This window comes from Pedobacter ghigonis (assembly GCF_903166585.1).
Taxonomy (GTDB): Bacteria; Bacteroidota; Bacteroidia; order Sphingobacteriales; family Sphingobacteriaceae; genus Pedobacter; species Pedobacter ghigonis.
The window spans coordinates 1-12,543 of sequence record NZ_CAESCM010000025.1; the positions used below are offsets into that span (position 1 = coordinate 1).

At 40.3% G+C, this 12,543-nt stretch carries 12 protein-coding genes and 2 tRNA genes; 6 read left to right on the forward strand and 8 right to left on the reverse strand.

The features are described from left to right. Nucleotides 1-302 precede the first annotated feature (302 nt). The 3 genes from HWV58_RS23495 to HWV58_RS23505 form a co-directional block, all read right to left on the reverse strand. A tRNA-Leu gene (locus HWV58_RS23495) sits at nucleotides 303-386 on the reverse strand. Nucleotides 387-459: 73 nt separating this feature from the next. Further along, nucleotides 460-535, reverse strand: a tRNA-Gly gene (locus tag HWV58_RS23500). A gap of 94 nt (nucleotides 536-629) precedes the next feature. Beyond that, nucleotides 630-1,118: a regulatory protein RecX gene (locus HWV58_RS23505; protein WP_175636453.1), complete on the reverse strand. Its 489-nt coding sequence runs from the start codon at nucleotides 1,116-1,118 to the stop codon at nucleotides 630-632. Nucleotides 1,119-1,179: 61 nt separating this feature from the next. On the opposite strand from HWV58_RS23505, the gene HWV58_RS23510 reads away from it, so the two are divergent. The 3 genes from HWV58_RS23510 to arsC all read left to right on the forward strand — a co-directional run bounded on the left by HWV58_RS23510 (nucleotide 1,180) and on the right by arsC (nucleotide 4,920). Further along, nucleotides 1,180-3,639 carry a bifunctional UDP-N-acetylmuramoyl-tripeptide:D-alanyl-D-alanine ligase/alanine racemase gene (locus tag HWV58_RS23510; protein WP_175636454.1) on the forward strand — a complete coding sequence of 820 codons (2,460 nt, stop codon included), beginning with the start codon at nucleotides 1,180-1,182 and terminating at the stop codon, nucleotides 3,637-3,639. 334 nt (nucleotides 3,640-3,973) lie between these two features. Beyond that, complete coding sequence (locus tag HWV58_RS23515) at nucleotides 3,974-4,564, forward strand: DUF502 domain-containing protein (RefSeq protein ID WP_124559698.1); 591 nt, start codon at nucleotides 3,974-3,976, stop codon at nucleotides 4,562-4,564. An 11-nt stretch (nucleotides 4,565-4,575) separates the two neighbouring features. Continuing rightward, nucleotides 4,576-4,920, forward strand: a complete 345-nt coding sequence (gene arsC, locus HWV58_RS23520; RefSeq protein ID WP_175636455.1) for an arsenate reductase (glutaredoxin) — start codon at nucleotides 4,576-4,578, stop codon at nucleotides 4,918-4,920. Between the two features lie 64 nt (nucleotides 4,921-4,984). Here the strand turns inward: arsC and HWV58_RS23525 are convergent, their stop codons facing one another. The 4 genes from HWV58_RS23525 to HWV58_RS23540 form a co-directional block, all read right to left on the reverse strand. After that, entirely contained in the window at nucleotides 4,985-5,479 is a 495-nt protein-coding gene (locus tag HWV58_RS23525) for a hypothetical protein (protein WP_175636456.1), read from the reverse strand. A 21-nt stretch (nucleotides 5,480-5,500) separates the two neighbouring features. Then, on the reverse strand, nucleotides 5,501-6,007 hold the full coding sequence (locus HWV58_RS23530) for a hypothetical protein (RefSeq protein ID WP_175636457.1): 507 nt from the start codon (nucleotides 6,005-6,007) through the stop codon (nucleotides 5,501-5,503). A 314-nt stretch (nucleotides 6,008-6,321) separates the two neighbouring features. Beyond that, a complete protein-coding gene (locus HWV58_RS23535; RefSeq protein ID WP_175636458.1) occupies nucleotides 6,322-7,029 on the reverse strand; it encodes an LOG family protein in 708 nt (235 codons plus the stop codon). A gap of 17 nt (nucleotides 7,030-7,046) precedes the next feature. Next, a complete protein-coding gene (locus tag HWV58_RS23540; RefSeq protein ID WP_124559703.1) occupies nucleotides 7,047-8,555 on the reverse strand; it encodes a sodium:solute symporter in 1,509 nt (502 codons plus the stop codon). Nucleotides 8,556-8,851: 296 nt separating this feature from the next. Here HWV58_RS23540 and recR point away from each other — a divergent pair, with 296 nt between their 5' ends. The 3 genes from recR to HWV58_RS23555 all read left to right on the forward strand — a co-directional run bounded on the left by recR (nucleotide 8,852) and on the right by HWV58_RS23555 (nucleotide 11,450). Beyond that, complete coding sequence (recR, locus tag HWV58_RS23545; RefSeq protein WP_175636459.1) at nucleotides 8,852-9,469, forward strand: recombination mediator RecR; 618 nt, start codon at nucleotides 8,852-8,854, stop codon at nucleotides 9,467-9,469. A gap of 135 nt (nucleotides 9,470-9,604) precedes the next feature. Further along, nucleotides 9,605-10,423, forward strand: a complete 819-nt coding sequence (locus HWV58_RS23550; RefSeq protein ID WP_175636460.1) for an SDR family oxidoreductase — start codon at nucleotides 9,605-9,607, stop codon at nucleotides 10,421-10,423. Between the two features lie 175 nt (nucleotides 10,424-10,598). Next, nucleotides 10,599-11,450, forward strand: a complete 852-nt coding sequence (locus tag HWV58_RS23555) for an alpha/beta hydrolase (RefSeq protein ID WP_175636461.1) — start codon at nucleotides 10,599-10,601, stop codon at nucleotides 11,448-11,450. A gap of 69 nt (nucleotides 11,451-11,519) precedes the next feature. Here the strand turns inward: HWV58_RS23555 and HWV58_RS23560 are convergent, their stop codons facing one another. After that, on the reverse strand, nucleotides 11,520-12,461 hold the full coding sequence (locus tag HWV58_RS23560; RefSeq protein ID WP_175636462.1) for an ion channel: 942 nt from the start codon (nucleotides 12,459-12,461) through the stop codon (nucleotides 11,520-11,522). Nucleotides 12,462-12,543 lie beyond the last annotated feature (82 nt).

Sequence of the window (12,543 nt, forward strand, 5' to 3'; positions counted from 1 at the left end):
ATCTTTCAATGCTAAGATCAAAGCCTTTAGAGCAACATCGAGAGGTGTAAGGGATGTTAAATTCTTCTTATTCAGATTATCGAAAATATATGCATAAAAGATATCCCCCCAACTTTTCCGCTTGATCCGTGTTCTTCAGGTTCGTCGAAATTCTGTTTGATGCACCTACTGACTGGTGTCTGCACCTGCCAGCTTCAGGTAGTCTATTTCGGTCAATGAGACACCAACCGATAGACTGAAATAGCCATAAAACAAAAAAAGCCTCGATTTTCATCAAGGCTTTTTTTGTTCGATTTTTGTTGTACTCGGGGCGGGAATCGAACCCGCACGCCTTTGAAAGCACAGGATTTTAAGTCCTGCGTGTCTACCAGTTCCACCACCCGAGCATTAGCCGCTGCCGATATCCACCGGCTTGGTTAACTTTAAAATTAAATGCCTTCTGGTAGGAAGGCATTTTTTTGGAGCGAAAGACGAGATTCGAACTCGCGACCCCGACCTTGGCAAGGTCGTGCTCTACCAACTGAGCTACTTTCGCATTTACAAAACTGATGTTGTTGTTTCGTTTTGGTGATGCAAATATAGGCAGATTTATATATCTGTCAAGAGATTTTTTATTAAAAATTTAATATTTAGTTTAAATTGCTGGCTTTCAGTACTAGTAAAATTAAATCAGTTTCAAATCCTTTTGCCTGAAGGTAGCTCATCAGCTTCATTTTTCTTTTAAAGGGATCATTTTCACTCAAACTTTCTGCTTTTTTTACCGCCAGTTTTTCTAAAGTAAGCAGGTAATCGTCTTCATCCAGACTATAAATTGCTTTTTGCAGCATTTTATCCGGAACGCCTTTCAGTTTTAATCCCTGTTTAATTTTTATCCTGCCCCAGTGTTTAATGTTAAATTTACCCGAAGCATAATTCATGGCAAACCTTTCCTCATTTAAAAAATTGTTCAGAATAAGGTCTGTAATAATTTCTTCCAGATCGTCGCCGCGCATGCCCAGGTCTAACAATTTGCCACGCACTTCCTTTTGCGAGCGTTCCTGATAGGCGCAAAAACTTTCGGCCTTGGCCAATGCCTGCTTTTTATCTAATATTATGCTCTCTTGTTTACCGCTTTTCATAATTAATTACTGAAATTCGTAAAAATATAAACGATTACCCTATTTTCTGAATAAAAATAGCATGCAGAACCCGATATATACCATTGCCAGAATAGCCGAAATTTTAAATGCAGATGCCAAATTGATTGATAGCGAAGTTGTTATTCAGTATTTGGTAATCGATAGCCGGTCTGTGCTCGTTCCGGAAAATTCTATCTTTTTTGCGCTTGCGGCACATCGCGATGGCCATGAGTTTATAAAAGATGCTTATGCTAAAGAGATCCGTAATTTCGTAATTACGGATGAAAAATACATTGCCCAATATCCGGACTGCAATTTTTTAAAGGTTAATGATGCCCTGGAAGCCTTGCAACAGTTGGCAATTGAACACCGCAAGCAGTTTAACCTAAAAACGATTGGTATTACCGGCAGTAACGGCAAAACCATTGTAAAAGAATGGTTGTACCAGCTTCTGGCAGCCGACTTTAATATCGTAAAAAGCCCTAAAAGTTATAATTCTCAAATCGGGGTACCGCTTTCGGTGTGGCAAATTGAGGCCAGTCATACCTTAGGCATTTTTGAGGCGGGTATATCGGCCGTGAATGAAATGGAAAGTCTGGCGAAGATTATCCAGCCTCAGATCGGCATTTTAACCAATATTGGCGAAGCACATGCCGAGGGTTTCAGTTCGAAAAAGGAAAAGCTGACAGAAAAACTGAGGCTTTTTAAAGATAGTGAACTTTTTATCTATTCGCCTGAGTATGTAAGTGAAGTAAGCTTTAAAGAACTTCCCGGTAAAAAACAATTTAGCTGGAGCAGTAAACAAGCTGCCGATTTACAGATAATTGCAGTAGAGCCGATTGAAGGCAATTGTTATTTAAGGGCCATTTACCAGGATAGGGAAATAGAATGTATGCTGCCTTTTAAAGATAAGGCCTCGATCGAGAACGGCATGATTTGCTGGGCCACTTTGCTGGCTTTGGGCTACACGCCTGAGCAAGCCGATCTGCGTTTAGAAAAGCTGAGCCATGTGAGCATGCGCCTCGAACTGAAAAACGGCATTAACCAGTGCTCCATCATCGACGATTCGTACAGTGCAGATATTTCTTCGCTTGCCATCGCCCTCGATTTCCTGAACCAGCAGAACCAACATGCACGTAAAACCGTTATTCTTTCCGAATTGTTCGAAACCGGAAGAGACGACCTCGATTTATATACCGAAATAGCCGAATTGCTGTTGCAGAAAAAGGCAAATCGCTTAATCGGAATCGGAACGCACATTGCGCGTTTTGCAGATCTTTTTAAGTTCGAAACCCAGTTTTTTGACGATACTAATGCTTTTGTTGAGGCTTTTCCTGGTTTGCAGTTTAGTCACGAAACCATTTTGGTAAAAGGAGCCAGGCGCTTCGAGTTTGGCCGGATCAGTAAACTACTCACGCAGAAAATACACGATACGGTTTTAGAAATCGATTTGAATGCCATGGTGGGTAACCTGCAGTTTTACCGTTCTAAAATTAAGCCCGGTGTTAAAATGATGGCCATGGTAAAGGCCTTTTCATATGGGAGTGGCAGTTTTGAAATTGCCAACTTACTGCAGTTTCATAAAGTAGATTACCTCGCTGTAGCTTACGCCGACGAAGGTATAGCCCTACGCAAAGCGGGAATTACTTTGCCGATTATGGTAATGAGTCCAGAAGAATCTGCTTTCGAAGCCATTATCAAACATCAGTTAGAACCTGAAATTTACAGCATCGATATTCTGAACAGTTTTATCAATGCCCTTTCTGATTACGATTTTAACTATCCCATCCACATCAAAATTGACAGCGGGATGCATCGTTTAGGTTTCGATCAGGCCGAAATTACCACTTTAACCAGTTTGTTAAAAGATAATGCCAAAGTTAAGGTGCAAAGCATTTTCTCGCACCTGGTAGCCAGTGGCGAGGCCGAGCACGATGGGTTTACCCAGCGGCAAATAGAACGGTTTAAGGATATGGCCAAACTGATAACCGAAATTTTAACGTATAAACCTCTATTGCATATCGCCAATACCTCGGGCATTTCGCGCTGGCCCGAAGGACAAATGGATATGGTACGCCTGGGCATTGGCCTGTATGGCTTCGATTCGGCATTGCCTAATAACCGTGGCCTGCAAACCGTTATGGTGCTCAAAACTACGGTTAGTCAGGTAAAAACACTCGAACCCGGCGAAACAGTAGGTTATAGCCGCAAAGGAATTATGCCGCATGGAGGTAAGATTGCAACCGTAAAAATTGGCTATGCCGATGGCTATAACAGGGCTTTTGGTAATGGGGTAGGTAAAATGCTCATCAACGGTAATTTGGTGCCCACAATAGGCTCTATTTGCATGGATATGACCATGCTCGATATTACAGGGATTGATGTTAAAGCCGGCGATGAAGCCATCGTATTTAATAAAGAGCACACCATTATGCAGTTAGCCAGCGAGGTAAATACCATTCCCTACGAGATTTTAACCAACATTTCGCAAAGGGTTAAGCGGGTTTATTTTTATGAATAAATTGGTTCACTTGTTCATTGGTGCCGGGCAAGATGCCACATAGCGCGTCTTTTAACAAATCGTTGGATTAATTGCTTTTGATCCTCTGTCTTGGTCGGTGAGACACCAACCAATAGGGAACTCAGATGTGTTATCGTCTACGTTTGTAACGTGGATGGGAGAGATAAGCGATTGTATCGCTTTATAGGGCGCTTATTGTTCATCTGTTTCGGTCAATGAGACACCAACCGATAGAGTGGGACCATGGGTTTCACTAATGAACCAATGTCTAATGAACCAATGAACAAACAGGGATTGAGCGTGGGGTTTCACTATTTTTACCTAAATTTGCCGCATGAATAAAGTAGGGAAAGCCATTTTAAACTATCTGATTAAAGGTTTATTAATTGTGGTACCCATTGCCGTAAGTATTTTTATTGTAGTTTGGGCGGTTACAACGGTTGATAGCTGGTTAAACGTAAAAAATATACTTGGCGTAAATCCGCTTACAGGCGAAAGCCGCAACATACCCGGTTTGGGTTTGCTAACTGTTGTTACCATTATTTTGCTGGCAGGTATTTTTGTAACCAATTTGGTTACCGAGCCCATGTACAACTGGTTTCAGCGGATGATGCATCGCCTGCCTTTGCTCAATTTCATCTACTCTTCTATAAAAGATTTAACAGAAGCCTTTGTGGGCGACGAAAAGAAATTTAACCATCCGGTATTGGTAGAGGTAGAAGGAGGTTTAAAGAAGATTGGTTTTTTAACCCAGAACGATTTGCATAAACTGGATTTGCCCGATGAAGTAGCTGTTTATTTCCCTCTTTCTTATTCATTTGCAGGCCAGTTGTGTATTGTACAACGCAACAAGGTTACCGATTTAAAAATGACTGCAGCCGATGCCATGAAACTGGTGGTAAGCGGTGGCGTAAGCGGATTATAAAAACATTCACCATGATTACCATTTATCACAATAACAGGTGTACCAAAAGCCGTTGCGCTTTACAGGAACTCGAAAAAAGCGGAAAAGAATTTGAAGTTGTGTACTATCTCGATACCCCACCAAACGAGACCGAACTTACCGAAATTGTAGCCAAACTGGGTATTAAACCATTGGAGCTGATTCGGAAAGGTGAGGCCGTTTTCATAGAAAATTACAAGGGTAAAACCTTAACCGACAGGGAGTGGATTGAAGCCATGGTTAAGCATCCTGTTTTAATTGAGCGACCAATCGTTATTTCCGGCGATCAGGCTGTTATTGCCCGTCCAACGGAGAAAATACAGCAGATTTTAGGGTAGCACAGAAGGTTTAAAGGAGTTGAACGGAAGAAAGGCCTCATAACTCTTAGCTGGCCGTTTGAGCTTAAAAAATATTTCTACAGCTGATCAGGATGACTATCAAAATGATCAAACCGAACAGTAGCCTCGAATAATACTCGCGGATAAAAAGTCCGGTAAGTACCAGCATATCATCATTTACATTGCTGTGGATGTTTCCGTTTCCGGCCGATGCACTGAACAAAATCTGTTTATCTTTAAGGTTATTGAGCGACCAGCGGCTTAACCAGCTATTCTGGTAGCGCCAGTCTAATGTTTCGCCTGAAGCAAAAACAACCCTGGCCTTAAAACCAAGCCAATCATAAGTAATTGTTGCTAAAGTCTCGTTTTGGTTATTTAATATTCTGGTTTCAGGTTTTGAAAATCCTTCGCTCTTTAACAGGTAAATCCCGCTTTGGGTAGTGGCTATGGCAGAGTTTTGCCAGGAACTAAAATTCATCGAAAATTTAAGTTGCTGCTGATCAAATACCTGATAGTTGCTATCAAATAAACCTTTTCTCCAATATAGTACCTGTTCCATCGCCAAAAAGATTAATTATGCCTAACCGTGGTGACGGGTAAGTGTTGCCGTAATAATCGGAACAAAACAAGCCACCATTACCGCTGTTTTTTTATTGTAAATCTGTTTAATAAACAAACCTGCAACAATTAATAAGTTATTGTCTGCCTGGGTAGAAATAGCACCAGTATTGCTCGAAGCCTGATAATAAATATGGGTGTCTTTGTTGTTCGAAACCGTCCATTCTGAGCGCCACGAACTGGTTGCTTTCCACTCGTATTGCTCGCCCGATTTTAAACTGATAATGGCTTTAGATTTCCAGCTGTCGTAAGTGATGATGGCCACAATTTCATTGGTTTTACGATCGGTTACCGTTGTGGTACTTTGCCAGAAACCTTTGTTCTCAAAAGCATAGTCTTTATCCTCGAATAAGGTATAGGCATTGCTTTTCCACATTTCGAATGTTAAAGCACCCTTCTGAATCCCGTCAACAAACAGTTGTAAGTTGCCGTTCAACCAGTTCCTTTTCCAATTAATAAACTTTGCCATATGTATGCTGTTTTATTTTAGATGGCAAGAGGCTTAAGTTGTTACAATTTATTTGGGCATAAAAAAAGGTGCTCATATCGTGAACACCTCTTTGTAATTTATAATTCTGAAGTTTCTTGGTTCATAGCTGATGGCTAATAGCCAATATACTTAAGCTAACTGAAAACTCTTAATTAAAGAAAATTCTGCTCTAGACTATTGGCTATGAACTAATAAACCATCGATTATTGACCAATTACTCCCGGACAACGAAAGCCCTGCTATAGACTATTAGCCATGAACTAATGAACCAATGACCAATGAACTTCTACGGACTAGAAATTCGGTTTTAACACATACTTATCATAGAAACGGAAGATATGCTCAGCGGCTTCTTCGGCAGTGTCAACCAAACGGAAAAGATTTAAATCTTCTTCATGGATATTGTGTTCCTTTTGCAGCATGGTACCTTTAATCCAATCAATTAATCCTCCCCAGTAATCAACACCTACCAATACAATGGGAAAACGGGCAATTTTACCGGTCTGGATTAAGGTTAAGGCTTCGAAAAGCTCGTCCATAGTGCCAAAACCGCCGGGTAACACCACAAAACCCTGACTGTATTTCATAAACATTACCTTGCGCACAAAAAAGTAATCGAACTCCAGTAATTTGTTATGATCGATATATTTATTGTGGAATTGCTCGAAAGGCAGTTCGATGTTCAAACCAACCGATTTACCACCATTTGTATGCGCACCTTTATTACCAGCTTCCATAATACCAGGACCACCACCTGTAATTACACCGTAACCACGGTCGGTTAGTAATTTACCGCACAGCTCTGCCAGCTGATAATAGCGGTGGGTTTGGGCGGTACGTGCCGACCCATAAATAGTAACACATGGACCAATTTTAGCCAGTTTCTCAAAACCATCTACAAACTCGGCCATAATTTTAAAAATTTGCCAGGAGTCTGTTACTTTAATTTCCTGCCAGTCTTTATTCTCAAAAGCGCTTCTTATTTTTTCTTCACTCGTCATATACGTAATGCTAAATATTAAAACCTGGTTTGCGCATCAGTTTTTTTGCTAATGAATAACAAACCTATAAATGTGATTAAACCGTTAATTAAAATCAGTTCAACACTAAAAACATATCCGCCCAATATTGCGGCCGAATTGCTTGCAAGCAAGTAACATAAAAAAGGCGATAATATGCAAACTATCGGTACTAATTTATCGTGAAGTCCGCGTTTTTTTACAAACAATCCAAAACTGTATAAACCCAACAGCGGCCCATAGGTGTATGATGCGATGGTGAAAATTAAGCTCACAACCGACGAACTGTTCAATGCATTAATGACAATAATGACCAAAAACATTAAAACCGAAAATGCCACGTGCACGGTATGACGCTTTTTAACAGCACTTTTTTCGTCGATGTTTTTGGCTTTATCCATGCCTAAAAAGTCTACACAAAACGAAGTGGTTAGGGCGGTTAAAGCCGAATCGGTAGTAGCAAAGGTTGCGGCTGTTAGGCCCAGCATAAAAATAATGGCAGGTACCGAACCCAGGTTGTTCAATGCAATTTCAGGAAACAGTAAATCTGTACGTGGTTTACCGGTAATGTGATCTAAAGGAATATCAATACCGTTTTTACTTGCGAAAATGTATAATAATGCACCTACACTTAAAAAGAAAACATTTAAGATTACAAATACACCGGTAAAGGTAAACATGTTTTTCTGCGCTTCTTTGATGGTACTCATACTCAGGTTTTTCTGCATTAAATCCTGATCCAGCCCTGTCATGGCGATGGTTACGAAAATACCGCCTATAAACTGCTTGCTGAAATAGAACTTGTTGGTAAGGAAATCATCCAGAAAGAATATTTTAGAATAACTGCTGTTTTTTATGGTTTCAAACGCTTGTGGAATGCTGAAATCGAGACTATTACAAATAAAATAAATAGTTAAAAAAACAGACAATACCAGGAAAAACGTTTGCAGGGTATCGGTAATGATAATGGTTTTTAAGCCACCTTTAAAGGTATATGACCAGATTAAGGCAAGTGAAATTAAAACCGTTAACCAAAACGGGATGCCATAATTATCGAATATAAAGCGTTGCAATACAATTACTACCAGATAAAGTCGTGTGGCCGATCCAAGTGTTCTGCTTAACAGAAATATCGATGCTGCTGTTTTGTAACTGTAATGCCCCAGCCGTTTTTCGATATAGCTGTAAATGGAAGTTAGATTCATTCGGTAGTAGAGCGGCAATAGAACCGTGGCAATAATGATAAAGCCAACCGCATTGCCCAGCACGAACTGAAAATACTGAAACTGGTTTCCGCTGGGGGCACCAACCTCACCGGGCACCGAAATAAAAGTTACGCCCGAAAGAGCCGTTCCTATCATTCCAAAGGCCACTAAATACCACTTAGAGTTTCTGTTGGCAACAAAGAAAGTATTATTGTCTGACGATTTTTGAGAAGTTACAAACGAAATGATAATCAGTAGCAGGAAGTAACCAATTAGAAAACACAGTAGGATGGTTGGTGACATAGTTTTGTTTTAAGCTGATAAATGTAATAAATTCAAAGTTAAAGTCAATGGCTTTAGTTTTTACTGCTTTCGGTTAATGGTTTATAGCTGATTTTTAATAGCCATTACACCTAAGCCGGCGAGCCATTAATATTCAATCGTTTTTCTAAAACATCGCATTGGACTATGAGCAATCAACCATTAACTTAGAAATGCTTCGGAACATTGGCTATCAACCATGAGCCATTAACTATAAACCCATGAACTATTGAACCAATGACTAATGAACTAATGAACCTTTTCCTTATTTTTGTATTATGAATTTTTCATCCAAACTACTCGAGGATGCAGTAAACGAATTTTCGAAACTGCCTGGTGTAGGACAAAAAACGGCTTTGCGTCTGGTGCTGCATCTTTTAAGCAAAGAGCAGGAGGAAGTAAACCAGTTTGGTAATACATTTATTAAGCTCAAACAACAGATTAAACACTGTACTACCTGCCATAACATTTCTGATTATACGGTTTGCGAAATCTGTACCTCGCACAAACGCGATAAAGAAACCATTTGTGTGGTAGAAGATACGCGTGATGTAATGGCGATTGAAAACACGGGACAGTATTTTGGTGTTTACCATGTTTTGGGTGGCTTAATCTCGCCTATGGACGGGGTAGGGCCATCCGATTTGTTTATTGATGGTTTGGTAGCCCGTGTTGCCGCAGGTGGCATTAAAGAAATTATTTTAGCCTTAAGCCCCAATATGGAAGGCGATACGACATTGTTCTATTTGTACAAAAGATTAAAAGAATTCAACGTGCCCGTTACTACCATTGCGCGGGGTATTGCCTTTGGTGGCGAACTCGAATATGCCGATGAAATTACCCTAGGCCGTTCGATTGTTACCCGTGTACCTTACGAAACCGCGATGATGAAATAGCAATTAGTATCGAGATGGAAAATATCAGGTAGCAAGATAGGTCGGAAGACCAGTTACGCGATTTTAGCTTCTCTATTCTTGATATTTAATACTCACTACCTGATACTCGCTACTTAATACTCGATACTCAAAAAAATGAATCTAAAAAATAAAGTAATCATCATTACCGGCGCATCAAGCGGAATAGGAAAAGCCTGTGCCGAAGAATTTGCCATGCGCGGTGCCAATTTAGTTTTAGCGGCCCGTCAATACGTTACCCTTTGCGAAATTACTGCCGATCTGGAAAAAAAATATGGCATCAGGGCTGTAGCGGTTCAGGCTGATGTAAGTAAAGAAGCCGATTGCGAACTGATTATTAAACAAGCATTGGTTTCCTTTCAAAAAATAGATATCCTGGTTAATAATGCAGGTTTATCGATGCGTGCCCTTTTTAACGACCTGGATTTATCGGTACTTAAAAACCTGATGGATGTGAATTTCTGGGGTACCGTTTATTGTACAAAATATGCCTTGCCCGAAATTCTAAAAACCAAAGGAACAGTGGTTGGCGTATCATCTATTGCCGGTTACCGTGGCTTGCCGGGCCGTACAGGTTATTCGGCTTCTAAGTTTGCCATGAATGGTTTTATGGAATCGTTACGTACCGAACTCCTTAAAACCGGTGTAAATGTAATGGTGGCCTGTCCGGGGTTTACAGCTTCGAATATACGTGTAACTGCCTTATCAAAAGATGGTGCAGCCCACGGAGAAACCAGTATGGATGAAGGTAAAATGATGACCTCAGAAGAAGTGGCCAGCATTATTGCCGATGGCATTGAGCAGCGCAAACGCACTTTAGTAATGACCAGACAAGGGAAATTAGCCGTATGGATGAATAAGCTTTTCCCGGCTTTTGTAGATAAAAAGGTATTTGATTTATTCGCGAAAGAGAAAAACCCGTTGATAAAGGTTTAGGGTGGAAGGTTTAAGGCCTAAGGTATAAAGCCAAACGGTTTAATAAACTTAGTCTGTCTTGCTTGATACTAAATACCTGCTTAATACTCCATACTTGCTACGCTGTCCCCTAACAATCAAAATCTACCTTTACAACAATTTCGTTTATTTATGTAGAGAAGAAAAATCTTGTTTTATGTCTAAACCCCTGCTTTTATTTATGCTCCTGTTCCAAACCATACTGGCTTCTGCTCAGGTAAAAAAGGCGAAAAACATTAATTACGCCGGCAATACCGATGAGGCCAATACTTTGAACATTTTTTATAAGAACGACAGTATAAAGGATAAACCCGTTTTGGTTTTCATTCATGGCGGTTCATGGAGCAGTGGGAAAAAGGAAACCTATTGGTGGTTAGGCCGTAATTTTGCACGGAAAGGTGTAGTTACAGTAATCATCAATTATCCCCTGGCTCCAAATGTGCAGTACGAAAAAATGGGCGATGATTGTGCTTTGGCCGTAAAATGGGTGAGCGAAAATATTGCCACTTATAAGGCAAGCCCTGATAAGATTTTTATAATGGGGCACTCGGCAGGGGCACATTTGGCCGAGCTGATCAATGCCGATCCTAAATATTTAAAAAAGGCAGGGATTAAAAACCCGATTAAAGGTATAATCCTCAACGATCCCTTTGGCCTGGATATGCACGAATATTTAACCACAGCCGAAAAAGACCATTTTTATTTCGATTTCATCAGAACGTTTACCGAACAGCCTGAAGTTTGGAAAACAGCTTCTCCGATGGATTATGTGAACAATATCAAGAATCCGCATTTACTTTTTTATGGGAGTAAAACTTACGGCGCTATTAAATTGCAAACGCCTAAGCTATACGAGAAACTAAAAGCCAATGGTGTTCGGGCCGAGATAAAAGAAATTAAAGGTAAAAGCCATGTACCTATGATTAGCCAGATGATTTTTGGTGGGAACCAGTTGTACGAGGATATTTTGGGTTTTATTGAACAAATTGTTGCTAAAACTCCAATTTAACGTCATGCTGAATTTATTTCAGCACCTCTATTATGGATGAGATTCTGAAACAAATTCAGGGTGACGATTTTAAACCGTCCGCGTAACCTCATCCAGTTTACTGTAATCCATTACCATTTTACCGGCCTCATTGTGGAAATACATTTTCTCGAAACGGGCATCCATTTCAATTTCTTCATCCTGGTAACTGGTACGTGTATGGATGGTTTGGGCAAAAGTATCATCAAAGGCCTTTAACATTACAAAAACCTCAACCTCTGCCAGCTGCAATTCGATAAGTGATTTTTCGAATAGTGGACTTTCTTCGGTAATGGGGTGAACCAAAGTCCAGTTTAAAGAAAGGATGCTGATTTTATCGCGTTCCAGGTGAAGCGGGTAAAAACGCCTCACTTGTTTATCATCAACCATTTCATTGTACGACATTACCATCTGCACTTCTACTTCAATTAGCTGGTTGCGACGCAAATTAACCAAACGACACATTAATCCGTGGCCACCTTCGTAAGGAGCAATGACCATTTTCTTACTGAAACTAACCTTCGAAGTTGGCCGGCTAAAACGTCCGTACAATAAACCGGTAGCGAGGGCAAAAGCGAGCAGACCGAGCATACTTTCGAAAGCTGCCAGCACACTGGTAATAAAACCTTGCGGCGAAATGTGGCCATAACCCACCGTAGAGATGGTTTGCGCCGAAAAGAAGAAAGCATCGAAAAACTGATCGCGCAGGGTAATGCCCTTTGCACCAACTAAATTTTCGATCCCAATGAGGTTATATAGAATAGCAAAAATAGTATTGACAAGCAGATAGGTTATCAGAATAACCAAAAAGAAACGGGGCCAGCTCATGGTAACCAGGCGTGTGTAGGTATCATCGAACTTAAACCAGGGCAGGCCGGTACGCTCTATATTGGCCGAACCATCGGGGTTTAGCATACGCTGATTTTTGGTTACCGGGTTCGATCCGAAACCGAAATCATCATTAAACTGTACTTTTCTTTTGAAGAAAGACATATATTTTTAGAAAGATTTTGGAATTTTAAAAAACTATATCAATATTTGCTTTATACAAACATGATAATTAAAAACTTAAATA